The 19,084-nt window shown below is 45.3% G+C and carries 20 protein-coding genes; 15 read left to right on the forward strand and 5 right to left on the reverse strand.

The features are described from left to right. The first annotated feature begins 4 nt into the window (after positions 1-4). Together C2755_RS02615 and C2755_RS02620 are read left to right on the forward strand one after the other, a co-directional pair. Positions 5-1,009 (forward strand): galactitol-1-phosphate 5-dehydrogenase, encoded by a 1,005-nt coding sequence (locus tag C2755_RS02615; RefSeq protein ID WP_215321649.1) that lies wholly within the window; start codon positions 5-7, stop codon positions 1,007-1,009. A 20-nt stretch (positions 1,010-1,029) separates the two neighbouring features. Beyond that, a complete protein-coding gene (locus C2755_RS02620; RefSeq protein WP_215321650.1) occupies positions 1,030-2,178 on the forward strand; it encodes an iron-containing alcohol dehydrogenase in 1,149 nt (382 codons plus the stop codon). Here the strand turns inward: C2755_RS02620 and C2755_RS02625 are convergent. Continuing rightward, positions 2,173-3,045, reverse strand: coding sequence for a LysR family transcriptional regulator (locus tag C2755_RS02625; RefSeq protein ID WP_215321651.1), 873 nt, complete (start codon positions 3,043-3,045; stop codon positions 2,173-2,175). The genes C2755_RS02620 and C2755_RS02625 overlap by 6 nt on opposite strands. 81 nt (positions 3,046-3,126) lie before the next feature. On the opposite strand from C2755_RS02625, the gene C2755_RS02630 reads away from it, so the two are divergent. The 7 genes from C2755_RS02630 to C2755_RS02660 are packed head-to-tail and all read left to right on the forward strand — an operon-like array spanning position 3,127 to position 8,543. Then, the gene (locus tag C2755_RS02630; RefSeq protein ID WP_215321652.1) at positions 3,127-3,858 is read left to right on the forward strand and encodes a succinate dehydrogenase/fumarate reductase iron-sulfur subunit; all 732 of its coding nucleotides are present in this window, start codon (positions 3,127-3,129) and stop codon (positions 3,856-3,858) included. Beyond that, positions 3,855-4,205: a succinate dehydrogenase gene (locus C2755_RS02635; RefSeq protein WP_215321653.1), complete on the forward strand. Its 351-nt coding sequence runs from the start codon at positions 3,855-3,857 to the stop codon at positions 4,203-4,205. Before C2755_RS02630 ends, C2755_RS02635 begins: the two co-directional genes overlap by 4 nt. Next, positions 4,202-4,561 (forward strand): succinate dehydrogenase, cytochrome b556 subunit, encoded by a 360-nt coding sequence (gene sdhC / locus C2755_RS02640; protein ID WP_215321654.1) that lies wholly within the window; start codon positions 4,202-4,204, stop codon positions 4,559-4,561. Before C2755_RS02635 ends, sdhC begins: the two co-directional genes overlap by 4 nt. Before the next feature lie 11 nt (positions 4,562-4,572). Beyond that, positions 4,573-5,448 carry a fumarate hydratase gene (locus tag C2755_RS02645; RefSeq protein ID WP_215321655.1) on the forward strand — a complete coding sequence of 292 codons (876 nt, stop codon included), beginning with the start codon at positions 4,573-4,575 and terminating at the stop codon, positions 5,446-5,448. 10 nt (positions 5,449-5,458) lie between these two features. Next, positions 5,459-6,070 (forward strand): fumarate hydratase C-terminal domain-containing protein, encoded by a 612-nt coding sequence (locus C2755_RS02650; RefSeq protein ID WP_215321656.1) that lies wholly within the window; start codon positions 5,459-5,461, stop codon positions 6,068-6,070. Continuing rightward, entirely contained in the window at positions 6,067-7,788 is a 1,722-nt protein-coding gene (locus tag C2755_RS02655; RefSeq protein WP_215321657.1) for an L-aspartate oxidase, read from the forward strand. The genes C2755_RS02650 and C2755_RS02655 overlap by 4 nt, the downstream gene beginning before the upstream one ends. A gap of 50 nt (positions 7,789-7,838) precedes the next feature. Further along, complete coding sequence (locus C2755_RS02660) at positions 7,839-8,543, forward strand: sulfite exporter TauE/SafE family protein (RefSeq protein ID WP_256441245.1); 705 nt, start codon at positions 7,839-7,841, stop codon at positions 8,541-8,543. Here the strand turns inward: C2755_RS02660 and C2755_RS02665 are convergent. The 4 genes from C2755_RS02665 to C2755_RS02680 all read right to left on the reverse strand — a co-directional run bounded on the left by C2755_RS02665 (position 8,540) and on the right by C2755_RS02680 (position 13,659). After that, positions 8,540-9,955 carry an FAD-binding oxidoreductase gene (locus tag C2755_RS02665; protein WP_215321658.1) on the reverse strand — a complete coding sequence of 472 codons (1,416 nt, stop codon included), beginning with the start codon at positions 9,953-9,955 and terminating at the stop codon, positions 8,540-8,542. The two genes, C2755_RS02660 and C2755_RS02665, sit on opposite strands and share 4 nt — an antisense overlap. Before the next feature lies 1 nt (position 9,956). Beyond that, positions 9,957-11,594 carry a thiamine pyrophosphate-binding protein gene (locus tag C2755_RS02670; RefSeq protein ID WP_215321659.1) on the reverse strand — a complete coding sequence of 546 codons (1,638 nt, stop codon included), beginning with the start codon at positions 11,592-11,594 and terminating at the stop codon, positions 9,957-9,959. A 17-nt stretch (positions 11,595-11,611) separates the two neighbouring features. After that, positions 11,612-12,604: a tripartite tricarboxylate transporter substrate binding protein gene (locus tag C2755_RS02675; RefSeq protein WP_215321660.1), complete on the reverse strand. Its 993-nt coding sequence runs from the start codon at positions 12,602-12,604 to the stop codon at positions 11,612-11,614. A 68-nt stretch (positions 12,605-12,672) separates the two neighbouring features. Next, the gene (locus C2755_RS02680; protein ID WP_215321661.1) at positions 12,673-13,659 is read right to left on the reverse strand and encodes a tripartite tricarboxylate transporter substrate binding protein; all 987 of its coding nucleotides are present in this window, start codon (positions 13,657-13,659) and stop codon (positions 12,673-12,675) included. A 202-nt stretch (positions 13,660-13,861) separates the two neighbouring features. Between C2755_RS02680 and C2755_RS02685 the strand changes: the two genes are divergently transcribed. From C2755_RS02685 to C2755_RS02710, 6 genes are read left to right on the forward strand one after another with little or no spacing between them, the layout of a single operon-like run. Then, positions 13,862-14,791 (forward strand): hydroxyacid dehydrogenase, encoded by a 930-nt coding sequence (locus C2755_RS02685; RefSeq protein ID WP_215321662.1) that lies wholly within the window; start codon positions 13,862-13,864, stop codon positions 14,789-14,791. Between the two features lies 1 nt (position 14,792). Further along, positions 14,793-15,803: an Ldh family oxidoreductase gene (locus C2755_RS02690; protein ID WP_251368517.1), complete on the forward strand. Its 1,011-nt coding sequence runs from the start codon at positions 14,793-14,795 to the stop codon at positions 15,801-15,803. 30 nt (positions 15,804-15,833) lie between these two features. Further along, positions 15,834-16,115 (forward strand): flagellar biosynthesis protein FlgA, encoded by a 282-nt coding sequence (locus C2755_RS02695; RefSeq protein WP_215321663.1) that lies wholly within the window; start codon positions 15,834-15,836, stop codon positions 16,113-16,115. Positions 16,116-16,156: 41 nt separating this feature from the next. Continuing rightward, positions 16,157-17,329 (forward strand): UxaA family hydrolase, encoded by a 1,173-nt coding sequence (locus C2755_RS02700; RefSeq protein WP_305849381.1) that lies wholly within the window; start codon positions 16,157-16,159, stop codon positions 17,327-17,329. A 10-nt stretch (positions 17,330-17,339) separates the two neighbouring features. Further along, the gene (locus C2755_RS02705) at positions 17,340-18,059 is read left to right on the forward strand and encodes a GntR family transcriptional regulator (RefSeq protein WP_215321664.1); all 720 of its coding nucleotides are present in this window, start codon (positions 17,340-17,342) and stop codon (positions 18,057-18,059) included. A 41-nt stretch (positions 18,060-18,100) separates the two neighbouring features. Then, positions 18,101-19,057, forward strand: a complete 957-nt coding sequence (locus C2755_RS02710) for a YeiH family protein (RefSeq protein WP_215322269.1) — start codon at positions 18,101-18,103, stop codon at positions 19,055-19,057. Positions 19,058-19,084: the final 27 nt, after the last annotated feature.

Below are 19,084 nucleotides of genomic sequence, written 5' to 3' on the forward strand. Positions count from 1 at the left end.
AATTATGAAAGCCCTGGTCTATACACAGCCAAATGAAATGCAGATCTTAGATCGTCCTTATCCTTCGCTAGATGCTGAGGAGGTGGTGCTCAAGATTGAGTCAGTAGGTATTTGCGGTAGTGATATGCATGCCTTTCATGGCCATGACCCAAGAAGAAAACCAGGTTTAGTTTTAGGGCATGAATTTGCTGGCACCATTGCTGATACCAGCTCTTTGCTTTTCACTAAGGGGCAGAGAGTTACAGGCAATCCATTGATTACTTGTGGCCACTGCGAATATTGTCTGCAGGGAAGAAATAATTTGTGCGCCAATCGCACCATGGTGGGGATGACAAGACCAGGAGCTTTTGCTGAATACATGAGTATTCCTGCGAGCTCACTGATTGCCATTCCTGAAGGTCTTAGTCTGGATGCTGCTGCATTGACTGAGCCAGCAGCCACTGCTGTTCATGCAATTAACTTATCAATGCGAGCCCTTCAAAGACCCATTCAAGAATGTCATGTTTTGATATTGGGTGGTGGCGCTATAGGAATGCTTTCTGCGCTGCTCTTGAAGCATTACGGGGTTGATGATTTAACGGTTGCCGAAGTAAACCCATTGCGTAGAAAAGCTATTGAGCAACATGTTGGCTGCAAGACACTCAATCCCATAGACGAAAAAATTACTGAGAATTCTGTTGAGTTTGTGATGGATTGTGTTGGTGCTGTAGTTACTCGTAACACTGCACTGGCTGCTGTAAAGCCGGGCGGTGTGATGATGCATGTAGGTCTTCAGGATTGGGCTAGCGAAATTGATATGAGAAAGCTTACGCTTGCTGAAATCACGCTGCTTGGAACCTATACCTACTCCACGGTTGATCTTCAAGCCACCGTCAATTTGCTCGCTCGCAATGCGTTTGGCGATTTGTCTTGGGTAGAAATGCGGTCTTTAGATGATGGGCCTCAAGCCTTTAGTGACTTACATGCCGGAAAAACAGCTGCTGCAAAAGTTCTCCTAAAACCGTTTTAAATAATCACGGGTTACTCAGTATGCAATTTGTCTTTCATTCCACACCTTCTATTTTTGTAGAAAGAGGCGGCTCAGCCAATCTTGCAAAAAAAATTCTGGAACGAGGCGGCAAATCTGTCTTAATTGTTACGGACCCCGGCGTTCTTTCTGCGGGCTTGCTAGATAAAGCGCTGCCCCAATTTAAAGAGTTAAAGCTCCCATTTCAGATTTTTTCCGATGTTGAGGCGGATCCCCCGGTTCCTGTAATTAATCAAGCGATGAAGGTCGCGCAGGACTGTAAAGCGGATTTCATTGTGGGCTTTGGTGGCGGTAGCTCGATGGATGTGGCCAAACTTGTTGCTTTGTTAAGTCCCGGTACGGAAAATCTTGCTGACATATATGGCATTGGAATGGCCAAAGGACCAAGATTGCCTTTGATCCTGGTTCCTACAACTGCTGGTACGGGTTCTGAGGTAACACAAAGCTCTGTAGTGACTGTGAGTGAAAGTGAAAAGAAGGGTGTTCTCTCACCACATCTATTGCCAGATTTGGCGATATTGGATGCAGAGTTAACGCTTGGCTTGCCGGCCCACGTCACAGCCGCTACAGGAATAGATGCGATGGTCCATGCTATTGAGGCATATACAACCAAGCATCTAAAAAACCCGATGTCCGATTGCGTAGCCAAAGAGGCGCTGCGTTTACTTTCAGGAAACCTTCATAAAGCCGTTAACTCTGGAAACGATATTGTTGCGCGTGAAAACATGTTACTCGGCGCCTGCCTTGGAGGTATGGCATTTACCAATGCGCCAGTGGCAGGAGTTCATGCATTGGCCTATCCGATTGGCGCAAGATTTCATGTGCCTCATGGCTTATCTAATTCCTTAATGTTGGCCCCGGTAATTCGCTTCAATATTGAAGTTGCACATTCTATGTATTCAGAACTCGGACAGATAATTAAACCAGGCCTCAAGGGTACAACTATCGAGCAGGCAAATGGATTGGCTGAGTATTTAGGCGGACTTGCTGGTGAGCTCGGTTTACCACAGCATTTAGTCGAGGTCGGCATTACAGAAAGTGATGTTGACCAGTTAGCTAAGGATGCCATGTTACAAACCCGCCTCCTAAGCAACAGTCCACGTGAGATCACGCTAAGTGATGCTGCTGCTCTATATCGAGAGGCGCTATAGAGTCGATAAAAAATGTTGCTTGATGGCTAAAGTAATGTTTTGTCGACCATGCTTTTTACGCTCGAGCAATCCAACCTTGCGGTAGATTGCTTTTCCTGGCAATTCTTGTATCTTGAGTTGGCGATCGCTTGCCCAGGCAATGTTGGCGAGCTTTGGAACGATGGAGTACCCAAGACCTTGTCTTACCAATTCAATAATCGCCTCAACTGAGTTGAGCTCCATACCATCCTGAATTTTGAGTTTATTAGCTCGAATCGTTTGATCTACAAGATGTCCTGTCCAAGTATTTCTCTCAAAGCGAATAAAGGGCAGTAGTTTATCGGTACTGATAGAGCCTTTCTTTGGTTTGGGGGCGCTTGGATAAATCAAGATCATGGGTTCTTTATAGAGCTCAGTCCACTGGACATTTTGTGGCAGGGCAAAAGGTGACTCGGTGACAATCGCAGCATCAAGACTACCTTCAATCACTTGATCTAAGAAGTTGCTGGAAAGTCCCGCAATGAGTTTGATCTCCAGTTCTGGATAGTTTTGCTTAAGCTCATTGAGTGTTTTACCAAAGGCACCCATCAGTGTCGATACAAGAGCACCTAAAACAATCGTCCCGCTAAGATTGGTTTTGAGATTGGATCCAAGGGCCTCATATCGTGCAATGATTTCTTGAATGGGTTCTATGAGGGATCGGCCATGGCTATTGAGCGTAAGAGAGCGTTTGGTTCTATCAAATAACTCAATCCCAATCTCTTGCTCCAGTTGATGTAATTGCTGCCCCGCAGCAGCGGCAGTCAGCCCGATTTCTCTCGCGGCTGCTGCTACGCTTTTGTGACGCGTAATGGCAAGGAAGTTTTTGAGTATTTTGATGCTAGACATGGGATTAGTATAAATAAATTCTTTATCTCAAAGAAAAATATATTCGATTTATTTTTTACTGTCTATCGATATAATGATTTCATGTCAAATACGGATCTCAAAGTAAAAGTCTGGCGCGGAGCTGAACAGGGCGAATTCGTCGAATATCTGGTGCCGCGTAACTCCAACCAAACAGTTTTGGATGTCGTGACCTACATCCAACGAAAGCTAGACCCTACTCTGAGCTATCGCTTTGCCTGTCGCGTAGGGATGTGCGGATCATGTGCGATGACGGTGAATGGTGTGGCTCGCTGGACCTGCCGCACTCACGTGTCAAAAATTCTCGAGGGCGACTCGCTTGAGATAGCGCCATTAAATAATTTGCCAGTCATTAAAGATCTTGCTACTGACATGCGCGAGTTTTTCAATAAGTGGAAAGGTGCTGTTGGCTTCTTTAAGGGCAGTCAAACCCGTCATGATGAATTTGCCAAAGTAGAGCCACAGTCCGAAGAGCGTCAATTAGCTAATGCAGGTATTGAATGTATTGGTTGTGGAGTTTGTTATGCCTCTTGCGAGGTGGTTGAAGCGCGACCAAATTATCTTGGGCCTGCTGCTTTGAATAGAGCATGGACGCTCACTAATGACATTAGAGACGTACAACAGCTTGATCGACTGCGTGCAGTAGCAGGCGATGCTGGGTGCCATGCCTGCCATACACAAGGATCTTGCACTGAGCGCTGCCCCAAGGCGATCGAGCCAACTGCAAGCATTGCTGGACTTAAAAAATTAGTTGCCAGAGCGGCTGTAAAGGGCAGTAAGTGGGGCAAACTATGAGCGCAGCAGTTATGCAGGCAAAGCTTTGGTATGCCCAAAGAATTAGTGCCATGATTTTAGGAATCTGCGTAGCTATTCACCTAGTGATTATTTTTTATGCGATCAGGGGTGGTTTAACCGCGCAAGAGATACTAGGGCGCACTCAGGGCAATTTGGCCTTCGCGCTTTTTTATGAGATCTTTGTTTTAGCTTGTTTTGTGCATGCTCCAATTGGGGTGGCCAATATTCTGCAAGAAACCTTACCCAAGAGCGGACTTGCAATACCTGCTTCTTGGTTATTGGCAATATTGATTTTGACCCTAGGGACTACTGCTGTTATCGGCGTGTATAGCGGAGGTGCTTTATGAGCTCAAGACCAAGGATAGATTACAGAGCAAAGAGTCACTTATCCTATTTTGCTTACGCATGCCATCGTTTTTCTGGTTTGCTTTTAGCCTGCTTTTTGCCTTTACATTTCTTGATGCTTTCTCAGTCTTTGCGTGGTGCCGCTGGATTTGAGTCTGCGCTTGGTTTAACGGATATATGGGTCTTTAAGTTTGGTGAATGGGCATTAGTCGTATTGCTGGCCATTCATTTGGCAGGGGGAGTGCGCCTACTCATGATCGAGTTTGGACCTTGGCGCGGCTTACGCAAGGGTTGGATTCAGGTTTCTATTTTGTTTGCAATTGTTTGCGGACTCTTATTTCTATATTTTGCTAATTAGTTAGGTTACCTATGCAGTTATCAATGGATTTGGTGGAAGAGGCTTGTAAGGAGCTTTATATACGTGCTCTTAAGGTCCTACCAGACGATATTAAGGCGGGGATTAACCGTTTAGATCGCGCTGAAACAGATGGTCGAGCTCAGGTCGTGTTGAAAACCATGATTACTAATATTGCTGTGGCAGAGCGTGAAGATAACTTGCTTTGCCAAGATACCGGCCTACCCATTTATAACGTCAAGATTGGCAGCAATGTTCAATATGATGGCATGGCCTTAATGGCATCTATACGTAAGGGTTGTGAGCGCGCTACAAAAGAATATCCCTTGAGATCCTCTGTGGTGCATCCCATTACCCGTAAAAATAATCACACCTCATGTGGCATTGATATGCCCGCTATCCATATTGATTTTTCTGACGCGTCTGAAACGGTTGAAATTGAAATGGTTCCCAAGGGTAGCGGATCAGAAAATAATTCGTTCCTCAAAATGGCAATCCCGGCTGATGGGATTAATGGCGTAAAAGAATTTGTGATTGAGAGTGTTGTTTCTGCTGGAGGTAAAACCTGTCCACCAACAATCGTGGGTGTTGGTGTTGGCGGAACGTCTGATCAGTGCGTGGCGATGGCAAAGCGAGCCGCAGTTCGTCCTCTAGGAAGCTCCTGTTCTGATGAAGAGGGCGCAAAGCTGGAGAAAGAGTTGAGTCTGGCGGTAAATCAACTGGGCATTGGCCCTCAGGGTCTTGGTGGTGACGGCACTGCATTTGCTGTTCATGTTGAGCTGGCGCATACCCACATTACGCTCAATCCTGTTGCAGTCAATATGCAATGTCACTCTGCGCGTAGAGCGCGCGCAACCTTTACGCCTTCAGGCGTGAGTTACGGATTCTGAGGAATTATCTATGGCGCACTACGTTCTCCAAACCCCAGTTAGCGAAGAAGATATACGCAAGCTACGCATTAATGACACTGTGACTTTGCAAAATACTTTATTTGGTATTCGTGACGCTACACAGATTCACATGTTTGACCATGATCGCAAAACCCGATTTGATCTCAATGGCCATGCTGTAATACATACTGCGCCCAATGTTCGCAAGGTGCCCGTTAGCGATGAGTTTCCTGCTGGATATCAGCCTATTTGCATTGGTACGACAACTTCTGATCGCATGGAGCGTTTCACTCGTCCTTTAATGACGCAAAAGGGTGTTCGCATGATTGTTGGTAAAGGAGGCATGCGCGAAGGTTCTGCAGAGGCCTTTAAAGAGCTCGGCGGTGTTTATTTGGCCATCATTGGTGGTACCGCCGCACTGGAGACTACTTGGATTGAGCAAATCGAAGATGTGGATATGGATGATCTCAATCCAGAATCACTCTGGCGTTTCAAGATTAAGGATTTTGGCCCTCTCTTAGTGGCTATGGATAGCCATGGCGGCAGCATTTATCAAGAGGTGCGGGGCGATGTTGCGCGTAAAAAAGAGGCGGTATTAAAGAGTCTTGGAATTACATCATGAGCGCCATTTCTACCATCGATACAGATATCTTAATTCTGGGTTCTGGTGGCGCCGGCCTCTTTGCCGCATTACATGCGCATCAAGCAAATCCAAATTTACACATCACGATTGCCGTTAAAGGTTTGTTAGGCAAGTGCGGTTGTACAAGGATGGTGCAAGGGGGATACAACGTTGCTCTAGCAGAAGGTGACTCGGTTGAGCGCCACTTCATGGACACGATTGAAGGTGGCAAATGGTTATCTGATCAGGATCTTGCTTGGACCTTGGTTAGCAAGGCTGTAGAGCGTATTCATGAGCTTGAGAATGAGCTCGGTTGCTTTTTTGATCGTAACCCTGATGGCACTGTTCATCAAAAAGCGTTCGCTGGGCAAACTTTTGACCGCACAGTTCACAAGGGTGACTTAACGGGAATTGAAATTATTAATCGCTTGGCAGAGCAGGTTTGGTCAAGAGGAATTCATCGCCTTGAAGAGCATCGTGCTATTGAGCTGATTCATAGTAAAGATGGAAAGTCTTTAGCGGGTGTCTTGATGCTCAATATGCAGACAGGACAATTTACATTGGTGCGTGCTAAGGCAGTTTTGTTAGCCACTGGCGGCGGCCCAACTATGTATAAGTACCATACGCCATCGGGTGATAAGAGCTGTGATGGATTGGCGATGGCTTTACGTGCAGGTCTGACATTGCGTGATATGGAGATGGTGCAGTTTCATCCCACGGGCCTATTAGCAGGCCCTGGTACACGAATGACGGGGACGGTGCTAGAGGAAGGGCTTCGCGGCGCGGGCGGATACTTGCTCAATGGCAATCATGAGCGTTTTATGGGTAACTACGATCCCCGCAATGAGCGAGCCACTCGAGATATTGTTTCAAGATCGATTAATTCAGAGATTCGTGCGGGACGCGCTACCCCAAATGGCGGGGTCTATATTCAGATGAGTCATCTAGGTCCGGAGAATGTACGTAAGCAATTTAAGGGTATGGTTGAGCGTTGCGCCGATAGTGGATTTGATTTGGCAGGTGATTTGGTTGAGGTTGTACCCACTGCCCATTACATGATGGGTGGACTGGTATTCAAGAAGGATTGCAGTACTGATTTGCCTGGACTGTTTGCCGCCGGCGAAGATACCGGAGGTGTCCATGGTGCTAATCGCTTGGGTGGAAATGGAGTTGCCAACTCTACGGTGTTTGGTGGTATTGCTGGTGAAGCAATGGCAAGCTGGGTTGCTGGGCAATCTCTGCGTGAGTGCGATATGGATGAAGTGCATGCCAGCATCAAAGCCCATGAGGAGCCATTGCAAAAACCCGCCGGTGATATTGAGGCGATACGCGATGCGCTTGCTGAGTGTATGTGGGATGACGTTGGTATTTCAAGGACAAAAGAGAGTCTGCTACGCGCTCGTAATACCCTGGAGCAACTTGGCGCTTCATTGGAGCAAATGGGTGTGGGTAATCTTCAGCGTGAATATAGTGTCACCTGGCAAGATTGGATGAATCTACAAAACCTCGTTCTGGTTAGTAAGGCCGTTACAGAAGCTGCTATTGCCCGCGAGAATTCAAGGGGAGCCCATTATCGCGACGATTATCCTGAGCCAGGCTCTTTAGAAGGATCATATTTCACGGCGGTCAATATGTTGAATCAGAATTTGCACATTGAAAATAGGCCAGTGAACTTCACCATGGTAAAGCCGGGTGAAACTATTCTGGTAGAGAGTTAATCATTTTTGATTTAATTGAGCCACTTCATTTCGCGCTTGCTACCCTGATTATTTTTGGCGCCTATTTTATTTTTGGTGTCTCTGGTTTTGGATCTTCGATTGTTGCTGTGCCTCTATTGGTGCAAATGTACCCACTCAAAATAGTGGTACCAATGATGGTCATTATCGATATTTGCGCTTCTCTTTATGTTGGCAGGAAATCTTCTGCTGATGCTAATTTCAAGGAGCTTAAGTGGCTATTCCCCTTTAGTTTGATTGGGATGGTGCTAGGAATAGTCTTGCTAATTAAGGCCCCTAGTGAACCTTTGCTACTAACCCTAGGTTGCTTTGCCGCTGCAAATGGTGTGCGTGTCTTATGGCAAAGAAATAATGAAGCGCGTGATCCCATTAATAAATGGTGGGCTGCTCCCTTTGGATTTATGGGTGGAACTTTTACGGCCTTGTTTGCCACGGGCGGTCCTATTTATGTCTCCTACTTGGGTTTACGAATTAATGATCCAAGGGTCTTAAGAGCAACGATGGCATTTGCTATTTTTATATTAACCTTTTTACGTCTAAGCCTCATGTTGGTAACAGGATTAATTTTAAGTTGGCCTGTTATCGGTTTGGCTATTTGTTTAATGCCTGCAACCTTCCTTGGGATTTGGTTGGGCACACATATCCACAGCAAACTTAGTAATGTGGCGATGCGGGTGGCCTATGGATCTATTTTGCTATTTTCGGGGACGGCATTATTGTTTCGGCAATTTTCCTAAAGAACCTTGCCGGGGTTCATGAGATTTTTTGGGTCCAGTGCATTTTTAATTTCTCTCATGAGCTCCAATTCAACAGGGCTTTTACGAAACGGCAATTCCGCTCGCTTTGCTTGACCAATACCGTGCTCTGCTGAGAATGATCCCGCATATGCATAGACTTGGTTGTGCACCAATTGATTAATTGATTGCCTTCTTGTTTCGAGTTCGCTCGATAGATCGGGGGAGAGAGGGGCTAAGTTGTAGTGTAGATTCCCATCGCCCACATGACCAAAAATAATTGTCTGCATATTAGGCCAAAGCTGATTTAATTTGCTCTCCGTTTCCTTTATAAAGTCAGAAATATTGGATATAGGCAGTGAAATGTCATGCTTAACAATATTACCTAGCTTGAGTTGGGCCTCTGGAATACCCTCTCTAATGCTCCACAAGTCTTTACTCTGCTGAATAGAGCTCGCAATAACTGCATCGGTGATCAAATCTAAGTCAAATGCTTCACTAAGAAATTTTTCTAATTGAATTCGGCTTTGATCTTCTTTTTCCATACTTGAAAATTCAAGTAGCACTACCCAGCCTGATGGGGTATAAATTATTGAGCCCAAATTCTTTACTTTGTCAGGGATTAGATTAAGCGCTCGAGTAGAAATGAGTTCAAATGCAGTGAGATCAGCATTGCAGCTTTCGCGTGCTTTGTGGATAAGCTTGATTGCACAGTTGATATCTTTGATTGCAACTAGGGAGGATACTTTGGATTGAGGCAATGGATATAGCTTAAGGGTTGCCCCTGTAATAATGCCTAAAGTACCTTCTGAGCCAATATATAAATCTTTTAGTGAGTAACCTGTATTGTCTTTTCTCAAACCACGCAAACCATTGAAAATCGAGCCGCTTGGAGTGACCACCTCAATTCCAAGCGTCAGATCCCGCATATTTCCATAGCGAAGCACTTGCACTCCACCTGCATTCGTCCCTAAATTTCCTCCAATGGTACAGCTTCCCTCCGCTGCCAGACTTAAAGGAAAAAGCTTCCCAGCACTGAGTGCTGCTTCTTGTGCGTGGGAAAGGATGACTCCTGCATCCAGAGTAATAGTGGAGTTATCAAGGTCAAGTTCACGAATTTGATTCATTCGTATCGTGCTTATGACAACCGAGCTACCTTTACTTTGCGGTGTTGCGCCACCACATAGGCCTGTATTCCCACCTTGGGGAACAATGACAATATCTTCGGCTTGACACAGGGTTACTAGAGCCGCAACTTCTTCGGTATTTTTTGGCCTAAGAACAGCTATTGCATTCCCAGAATATCGCTTACTCCAATCGGTTAGAAATGGGCTCTTATCTGTATCGGAGGTGTAGACATATTCAGCGCCAATTAATTGCTGGCATCTCTCAATAAATGCGCGATATTGTTCCAATTTAAGATCGCTTAATATTGGGGGCCGCTAGACCATCAATTAAAATATTGATACAGGATGGGAGCTGACTTTTGTAGGCGCGCTTGGCAGCCGGAAGTACTTCATTTGAATCGCTGACTAACTCGCCATACCCGCCAAATGCTTCGCATACTTTCTCGTAATTGGAGGGTAGAAGTTCGCAGCCAATAGTTCTATCTTTCCCATAATCTCTAACCTGGATCTGGTACTCCGCATTCCAGCGAGCATCATTTCCAACAATTAAGATAAATGGCAATTTATAACGAACGGCAGTATCAATCTCGGCACAATGAAAACCAAAGGTGCCATCCCCCACCACTGCAATAATCGGAGAGTCGGGCTTTGCGACTCTCGCGGCGGTTGCAAAGGGTAGTCCGGCGCCGATGGAGCCAGCAACACCATTTAGAATCCGGTTTGGGGCCTGTAAGCAGGCTTGTGCCCATTGACCAATTTCCCCGCCATCACTGATGAGGATAGAGTCTGGATGGCTATCAAGAATTTCTTGAAGTGGTGCAAGTGCCTGAACTGGGTGAATATTGCCATTTCTCGGTGCAAGATCTTTCCAGGCGCTTGGACGGAAATCTATCGACTCATGAACCTCTTGTTGCCATTTAGAGGGAGAGACTATGTTAACTTGGGAGGTAAGTACAAATGCATCAATTGCGCTTGGAGTATCGGATTCGAGACTATGGAGTAATCTATCTCCTACTGCATTCTTCGTGCGTTTAATCTCATCCACATCGGGATCGATTTGTAAAAAGACGCAATCTTTTTTGAACCCAGGGCTTTGAGCAAACTTTAAGGTAAAGTCCACCTTCTTACCTAAAAGCAACACGCAATCTGCTTGACTCAATACCTCCGAAAAAGCGCCTAGACTTGGGTCGCCAATTCCACGTGGGCTTTCCATACCGACTACAGGTATGCCCAGGGCATTTTCAAGTTTCTTTAGTTTGATGCGACCTTTTTTTGATTGCATCATCGGGCCAGTGAGGATGAGTGGCTTGTCGGCTTTTCTTAGTTGCGCAATAAATTGATCAAGATCAGCGCTTCTTGTGATGTTGCGCTCTGCCTCGAAAGATTCTGCATCGAGAGTTGGAGTGTTTGCGGGGAGGGGTGACTCAAGTACATCGGTAGGTAGGCTAAGGTGAACGGGTCCAGGCCTACCAGATTTTGCAATACGTATTGCCTTTGCAAGATCTACGGCTAAATCTTCTGCTTTTTGGCAAACCCAAGATGCTTTAGTTAATGGCGCTGCGATTTCTGCTTGCTCCATTTCTTGGAATGCACCTTTCCCTAGCTGTCCAACAGGCGCATGACCAGATAAAAGAACGACAGGTGATTCTGCCATTGCAGCGGTATACAAGGCTGAAACTGCATTAGCGTGACCTGGACCACCGGTAACTAGCGCTATACCAACGTCTCCAGTAAGTCTAGCCCATGCATCCGACATATGAACGGCGGCACCCTCATGGCGTGTGTGAATCAAATCAATCTTTGTTCCAAAGATTGCATCATAGACTGGCATGATGTGATTGCCGGATAGTGTAAAAATTTTATTAATGCCTGCGGTCTCAAACGCTTCTACTAGTGCTTGGGCGCCATTTTTTGCCTTTGTGTTCATTTTTGTCTTTGTATAAATTATTTGATCCCAAGCTGTGTGCTTAGTTTTGAATAGGAAACATACTGAGAGGCTGCAAATTTTTCTGTATCAATAGGTGAAAGAATTCTTGGTATCCCGCCATAGCGAACATTGCCAGCTTGCCAATTAGCATCTTTATCAGCTATTGCTAAGACTTCTATCCACTTGTTTACAACTTCTGGACTTAACTTTGGTGGGCCATAGAGTGCGCTCCATCCAACAATAGCCTCTAGTTGTGGCATGCCAACCTCTTTGGCCGTTGGAACCGTTGGAATCTCTTTAACGCGCTCAGGTGTTGTAACAACAAGGGCGCGTAATTTTCCGCTGCTAATCTGAGTAAGGGCTGAAGTTAAATTGCCGCAACTAAAATCAACCTCTTTTGCAAGTACTGCCACCACGGCTTCCGAGCCCCCCTTGTAGCTCACATTAATAGCGGCCTCTGGTTTCAATTTCAGGGTCTGAAGAATGAGTTGTGGGCCAAAGTTGAGGATGGTTCCTGGGCCCGATGAGCTGTAATTTAGTTTTCCGGGTTGGGAGCTAATGGCCTTAGTGAGGTCATCAAAAGTTTTGTACGGCGAATCAGGATGAACAACGCAGACGACTGGATTTAATTCTAGAAGACCAATGAATGTGAAGTCATTCCATTTGTAACTTAGGTCTGACTTCATTGCTGGTAAAACCACTTGGGAGCCTACTCTTGCCATTAGAAGAGTGTAGCCATCTGGGGCTGCGTCTTTTACAAATTGAGAACCTATTGCTCCGCTTGCACCGCCCTTGTTGCTAATGATGATAGATTGCTTAAGTACATTTTGGGCGACTATTGCTAAATTCCGGGCTGATTGGTCTGCATCTCCTCCGGGATTAAAGGGGACAACAATCGTAATGGGTTTGTTGGGATATGTCTGCGCCGATAAAGAGCTTGAGACACCAATGATTGAGGAGGCAATAATTTTTAATGCTGAACTAAATGCAATATTTTTATTAAATCTCATACGAGCTCCTAGAGCAGATGATGTACTTGGGTGAAAAAAGCCACTTATCTACGTGGCTTTTTTATTTCTTACTGGGCGCTAATATTGCGACCCTTGATCACCTTATCCCAAACAACTGACTCGGCTTTTACTTGCGATTCAAATTCTTTCTGATTATTAACTACTGCAGTTAAGCCATTCAAATCTAAACTGGCTTTTAGGGCTTCAGAGCTAACGGCTTTAACAGTGGCAGCATAGATCTTCTCTGTAATTGCATTGGGTGTTCCAGCTGGCGCGATTAATCCAAACCAACCAGTTGACTCGAAACCAGGAATGCCTGCTTCCGAAACAGTTGGAACATCAGGTAATTGTTTTGAGCGTTTTGAGCTTGTTACAGCCAATGGTTTAATTTGACCTGATTTGGCAAAGCCTGTTGCGGCTGTTAAGTTACCAACCATAAAGTCAATTTGACCTGCTACCAAGTCATTGATCGCAGCGGATTCTCCCTTGTAAGGCACGTGAGTTGCTGGGATGTTTGCGGAATAAGTCAAATTCTCTGCTGCCATGTGAACCTGGCTGCCAATACCTGCAGAACCAAAATTGAGATCTTTGGTTTTTGCATAAGCAATGAATTCAGCAAGATTTTTAACTGGCAATTTGGTACTTACCGAAACCAACATCGGACCACTGGCTACATTGGTAATGTAGACAAAGTCCTTGGCATAGTTCACTGGTAATTTCTTATAGAGAAAGGGGTTTACCGTCAGCATGCTTCCGGATGCAAGCATGATGGTGTAGCCATCAGCAGGTGATTGCGCTACAAATTCAGCAGCAATATTTCCTCCTGCACCTGGTTTATTTTCTACAATCACATTTTGACCAAGGTCTTTAGTGAGTTGCTGGGCCAGTAGGCGCCCCAGAATATCAGTGGTGCCACCTGCGGCAAAAGGAATAATAAGTTTGATGGGTTTTGTTGGCCAGTTTTGCGCCATAGCTAAAGGCGATGTGAGTAGGGCAAGTGCGCCCGCAATCAATGCAATTTTTTTCCCTAGCTTGCTGATGTGTTGCTTAAACATGCTTACTTTCTCCGGTGTTAATTTGATCAAAATATCTTATCTGCATTTGCATCTAAAAATTCGTGAGATCTCAATTTATTAGTTATAAGCTTATGTATTACCAGTGTCTCCTCCATCCTGGTGTTGCGCAATCTCTTTCGTAATTGCACCGCACAATAAAGAGGGTATTGCAAGATATCTAAATCATCTATATGATCTAGATATGTCATCTATTTTGATCTCCGAGTTCATCACAAGTCAAGCCCTAGAAACCCTGCGTTCTCAGCATGATGTTTCTTACGAGCCAGAGTTATATAAAGATCGCCCAGCATTAATTGCTGCGATGCAAAATATTGAGGGCCTGATTGTTCGTAACCTCACCCAAGTTAATGAAGAGATATTGGTAGGCGCTCCCAAACTGAAAGTGGTGGGGCGTCTTGGTGTTGGTCTAGAGAATATCGAGCTGCCTGCGTGCGCTAAACGCAATATCAAAGTAATCCCAGCTACCGGGGCTAATGCGGATTCAGTGGCTGAATATGTTGTTGGAGCTGCAGTTGCATTAACAAGGGGTTTTATCCCAGCTACGATTGCAACACTAAAGGGTGAGTGGCCACGCCCACGTTTCTCTAGTTACCATGAGTTCCTAGGTAAGACCATCGGAATTGTTGGCTTTGGCAGTATCGGCAGAGTGGTGGCCAAAAAAGCCCATGCTTTTGGTTTGCAATGCTTTGCTTACGATCCAATGCTGTCTGGCAGCTCAGTCGAGCTTGACGGATTTTCAGTGCCCTTGCTTTCTTTGGGCGACCTTCTTGCAAAGAGTGATGCCGTTACTTTGCATCTACCATTTTTGCCTGAAACAAAGAATTTATTTAATGCAGCCACTTTAGATCAAATGAAAAAAGGGGGTTGCCTCATTAATACTGCACGTGGCGGTATTGTTGATGAGAATGCGCTTGCAGAGCGTCTAAGGTCTGGTGCTATTGGCGGGGCTGCCATGGATGTATTTTTGGCAGAGCCTGCAAAAGATCTAAGTCACTTTGTTGGAATTGAAAATCTCATTCTGACTCCTCACATTGCTGGCGTTACTCACGAGAGTAATGAGCGTGTTAGTCAAATGATTGCCGATGAAGTAAATCGTTTTTTGGGAGCTTAATGTGAACTTGTCTTATCAAAAAATGGTTGAGTTAGCATCTGCGGGGCTTATGGCAGCAGGCATTGGCGAGAAGGCAGCTTTTGAGACAGCGCAATTTTTAGCGCTTGCTGAATTAGATGGCTTGGCATCCCATGGCCTTGCACGCGTCGCGCAATATGCTGGACATGCCAAAAATGGTCGTGTTGAGCTAGCCCCTAAAATTAAAGTGCGAGCTTTTAAAACATCGGCAGCATTGGTAGATGCATGTGATGGCCTGGCATTCCCAGCACTTCGCTTTGCTACAGACCTCTCCGTAAATTTAGCCTCTAAATCAGGCGTTGGTTTAGTGGCCGTTACCAATAGCCATCACTTTGGTGTTGCTGGGCACTTTGTAGAAGCTGCAGCCCGAGCGGGCTATATTTCCCTCTTATTTGGTAATACACCTGCCGCCATGCCAATGGTTGGTGGCAGTAAGGCTATTTTTGGTACCAATCCACTGGCTGCGGCATTTCCAGTTGCAAAGCGTGATCCATTGGTGATTGATATGTCTTTGTCTGCTGTTGCACGTGGCAAATTGCTGGTAGCTGCCAAGAAGGGTGAATCCATTCCTGAGGGCTGGGCATTAACTGCTGATGGAAAACCTACAACAGATCCCCAAGAAGGCCTGAAGGGCTTAATGGTTCCCTTGGGCGGTGACAAGGGCGCATTACTAGCTTTGATTATTGAGCTCTTAGTTGTAGGTCTATCGGGCAGCAGATTCTCCTATGAGGCTGACTCATTCTTTGATGCCAAAGGTAATCGCCCTCGCATTGGACAGCTGCTGCTAACCATTGATCCAGGTTTGGCAGGAAGCCAAGTATTCGCAAACAAAATGCATGATTTTCTAAAGACTTTGGCAGCGGATGCGGGAACGCGCTTGCCGGGTCAGCGCCGCTTTAAGCAGCGCGCTGTTGGATTTAAAGAAGGCGTCACTGTTTCTGATGTGGTTGTAGAAGAAATTCAGGCTGGTATTCGCCAGTCATGGGGTACTTAGTAGTTCAACAAGATTAAAGAGGAGAAAGTAATGATCCATTTTGTCGTGCATGAGCCAGGAGATGGCGTAGGTGTAGTAGTTGTTGAAGGCGTTAAAGCTGGAGATGATTTAATTGGTTGGGTGATGGACGGAGATTTAACGCTCAATATGAAATCTGAGAGTGATATTCCAATCGGTCACAAAATCTCATTAAATGAATTTAAGTCAGGCGATACGGTGATGAAGTATGGCGTGGACATCGGCAAGGTTGTAGCTCCCATTAAAAAAGGCGAGCACCTTCATGTCCAAAACGTAAAAACTAAGCGCTGGTAATCCAGACTCTTATTCACCCATTCATTTAGAAAGAAAACAAGATGATTAATTTGAAAGACGCGAGCTTCATGGGTTACCGCCGTGAAAATGGCCGCATGGGAATTCGTAATCACGTATTAGTTTTGCCTTTAGATGATTTGTCCAATGCAGCTTGCGAAGCTGTGGCAAACAACATCAAAGGAACTCAGGCTATTCCTCACTCATATGGACGCCTGCAGTTTGGTGCCGACTTGGATCTACACTTTCGCACCTTGATTGGTACGGGTTCTAATCCAAACGTAGCCGCTGTAGTGGTAATCGGTATTGAACCGCAATGGACAAAAATTGTAGTGGATGGCATTAAAGCTTCCGGTAAGCCAGTTGAAGGTTTCTGGATTGAGGGTAATGGCGATACAGCTACGATTGCTTCTGCTAGCAAAGCTGCATACAAAATGATGAAGCATGCCTCTAAGCAAAAGCGGGTTAAAGCACCTTTATCTGAATTATGGGTATCTACCAAGTGCGGTGAGTCTGATACAACATCTGGTTGCGGTGCTAACCCAACCGTTGGTGATGCATTTGACAAGCTCTATGGCATTGGTTCTACCTTGGTTTTCGGTGAGACTACAGAGTTAACAGGTGGCGAGCATTTGGTTGAAGCACGTTGCCGCACTCCAGAAGTAAAGAAAAAGTTCCGCGAAATGTTTGATCGTTATCAGGATGTTATTGAGCGTCATAAAACAAGCGACTTATCTGACTCACAGCCAACTAAAGGCAATATTGCCGGTGGATTGACTACGATTGAAGAAAAAGCCTTGGGCAATATTCAGAAGATCGGTAAGAAATGTATCGTTGATAGCGTCCTAGATAAGGGTGAAGAGCCTAAGATCCCGGGTTTGCACTTTATGGATTCCTCATCAGCTGCTGCTGAAATGGTGACCTTGTGTGCTGCCGCTGGATTTGCTGCTCACTTCTTCCCAACAGGGCAGGGCAACGTGATCGGTAATGCAATTCTTCCCGTGATTAAGATTTGCGCTAATCCGAAAACAGTTCGTACGATGGGTGAGCACATTGACGTTGATGTGTCTGGACTCTTGCGTCGTGAAGAGAATATGGATGATGCTGGTAATAAACTATTAGAGTGCCTGGTACGTACGGCTGATGGTGAATTAACTGCTTCCGAGATTCTCGGGCACCGTGAATTCGTATTAACTCGTTTATACGAATCAGCATAAGTATTAAAGTATGAAGTCCCTGACCGCTTATCAAGAGGTAAAGCAAAAGATCACCGAGGATCTGGTCAGGGGTCGATACCCTATGGGGCAGGCCTTGCCTGCTGAAAAGGATCTATCGAAAGAACTAGATGTATCTATAGGAACCCTGCGTAAAGCGGTGGACGAGTTAGTTGCTGAAGGTATTGTGGTTCGTCGTCAAGGCAGGGGTACCTATGTTGCTGAGCATGATCTCAAGCGTTTGTTGTATTACTTTTTCCACGTTGTAAAACATAATGCCGATAAAAAGAGTCACCCCAGGGTTGATCTTGTTTCTTTAACGAGTGCTGTTGCAAATAAAGAAGAGGCTAGTAAGCTTGCAATTAAGGAAGGTGCAGCAGTATGGCGTCTAGTCAATTGCCTTTACTTAGAAAATAAATGTGTGATGATTGACCAGATCACACTTGATAAGAAACGCTTTCAGAAACTCACACGGGCTGATTACATCAATCGTGAGGGAAGTATCTATCAGCTGTATCAAATGAAATATGGACAGACCGTAGTTCGTAGTAGCGAACGTTTAAGAGCGGGGCTTGCAAGCAAGCAGCATGCTGAGTGGCTTGATATCAAGCCAGACTCACCAGTTTTAATTATCAGAAGGATTGCGTTAGGAATTCAGGATGAGCCCTTAGAGTGGCGTGTCTCCACACTGAATACCGAACACCATGAATACTTTAGCGAATTAGTGGTCTAGCACTTATGTACAACGCAAGTAAGCGCAATTTACCAGGGTTAATGGTCTGTTTGGTGATAGCTATGTCCACCAGCTTTCTCTCGGAAAACTATGGTGGGCCACAACTTTTATATGCGTTGTTATTGGGCCTTTCACTTCATTTTCTTTATTTAAATGAGACCGTGAAGCCAGGCATTGACTTCTGCGCAAAGACTATTTTGCGTTTGGGAGTTGCATTTTTAGGCATCCGAATTACCTTTGCTGATATTAGTGCGATAGGACTGAATACCGGTTTTATGGTGATTGTGGCCGTTGTATTAACTGTTTTCCTTGGATTTTTGCTCGCTAAACTTTTGAAACTATCCCCAGATTTTGGATTGATAGCGGGTGGGTCGGTTGGCATATGTGGCGCTTCTGCTGCTCTTGCAGTTGCCTCGGTGTTACCAAAGTCAAAAGAAAATGAGCAATTTACTTTGCTAGTTGTAGTTGGCGTCACTGTGTTGTCGACGATTGCGATGGTGATATATCCTTTTGCATTACAGATGCTCAATGTTGGGGCGCTTTCAGCGGGGATCTTTTTGGGCGCTACCATTCATGATGTGGCTCAGGTAGTTGCTGCGGGGATGCTTTTTGGTCCTGAGGCGGGCGATGTGGCAACTGTAGTTAAGTTATTTAGAGTGGCTCTATTGCTCCCAGTAGTTTTAGTGATTTCTATTTTCTTTGGCGCTCAAAAATCTACCAATAAGTTAGGTTGGAGTAGCCTACGATTAATTCCAACATTTTTATTGGGTTTTGTATCGCTTTCTATTGTGGCCTCAATGCAAATATTGCCGGCTACTATCACCCATCAAATTGGCGGAGTATCACGCTGGATGTTAGTCATAGCAATTGCGGCCGCTGGATTGAAAACCAATTTCCAAGAGCTGGCAAAGCTAGGTTGGCAGCCGGTATTAATGTTGGTAATTGAAACCCTATTTATTGCTATTTTTGGACTCGTATTTATCTTGTATGCATCCTAGGCTGAAAAGAAATAGCATTTCTTTATG

The organism is Polynucleobacter sp. MWH-S4W17 (assembly GCF_018687535.1).
GTDB lineage: Bacteria > Pseudomonadota > Gammaproteobacteria > Burkholderiales > Burkholderiaceae > Polynucleobacter.

Excerpts from the sequence above, each read along its gene's own strand:
- C2755_RS02615 (WP_215321649.1), top strand. The coding sequence starts at position 5 with ATGAAAGCCCTGGTCTATACACAGCCAAATGAAATGCAGATCTTAGAT.
- C2755_RS02620 (WP_215321650.1), top strand. The coding sequence starts at position 1,030 with ATGCAATTTGTCTTTCATTCCACACCTTCTATTTTTGTAGAAAGAGGC.
- C2755_RS02625 (WP_215321651.1), bottom strand. The coding sequence starts at position 3,045 with ATGTCTAGCATCAAAATACTCAAAAACTTCCTTGCCATTACGCGTCAC.
- C2755_RS02630 (WP_215321652.1), top strand. The coding sequence starts at position 3,127 with ATGTCAAATACGGATCTCAAAGTAAAAGTCTGGCGCGGAGCTGAACAG.
- C2755_RS02635 (WP_215321653.1), top strand. The coding sequence starts at position 3,855 with ATGAGCGCAGCAGTTATGCAGGCAAAGCTTTGGTATGCCCAAAGAATT.
- sdhC (WP_215321654.1), top strand. The coding sequence starts at position 4,202 with ATGAGCTCAAGACCAAGGATAGATTACAGAGCAAAGAGTCACTTATCC.
- C2755_RS02645 (WP_215321655.1), top strand. The coding sequence starts at position 4,573 with ATGCAGTTATCAATGGATTTGGTGGAAGAGGCTTGTAAGGAGCTTTAT.
- C2755_RS02650 (WP_215321656.1), top strand. The coding sequence starts at position 5,459 with ATGGCGCACTACGTTCTCCAAACCCCAGTTAGCGAAGAAGATATACGC.
- C2755_RS02655 (WP_215321657.1), top strand. The coding sequence starts at position 6,067 with ATGAGCGCCATTTCTACCATCGATACAGATATCTTAATTCTGGGTTCT.
- C2755_RS02670 (WP_215321659.1), bottom strand. The coding sequence starts at position 11,594 with ATGAACACAAAGGCAAAAAATGGCGCCCAAGCACTAGTAGAAGCGTTT.
- C2755_RS02675 (WP_215321660.1), bottom strand. The coding sequence starts at position 12,604 with ATGAGATTTAATAAAAATATTGCATTTAGTTCAGCATTAAAAATTATT.
- C2755_RS02680 (WP_215321661.1), bottom strand. The coding sequence starts at position 13,659 with ATGTTTAAGCAACACATCAGCAAGCTAGGGAAAAAAATTGCATTGATT.
- C2755_RS02685 (WP_215321662.1), top strand. The coding sequence starts at position 13,862 with ATGTCATCTATTTTGATCTCCGAGTTCATCACAAGTCAAGCCCTAGAA.
- C2755_RS02695 (WP_215321663.1), top strand. The coding sequence starts at position 15,834 with ATGATCCATTTTGTCGTGCATGAGCCAGGAGATGGCGTAGGTGTAGTA.
- C2755_RS02700 (WP_305849381.1), top strand. The coding sequence starts at position 16,157 with ATGATTAATTTGAAAGACGCGAGCTTCATGGGTTACCGCCGTGAAAAT.
- C2755_RS02705 (WP_215321664.1), top strand. The coding sequence starts at position 17,340 with ATGAAGTCCCTGACCGCTTATCAAGAGGTAAAGCAAAAGATCACCGAG.
- C2755_RS02710 (WP_215322269.1), top strand. The coding sequence starts at position 18,101 with ATGGTCTGTTTGGTGATAGCTATGTCCACCAGCTTTCTCTCGGAAAAC.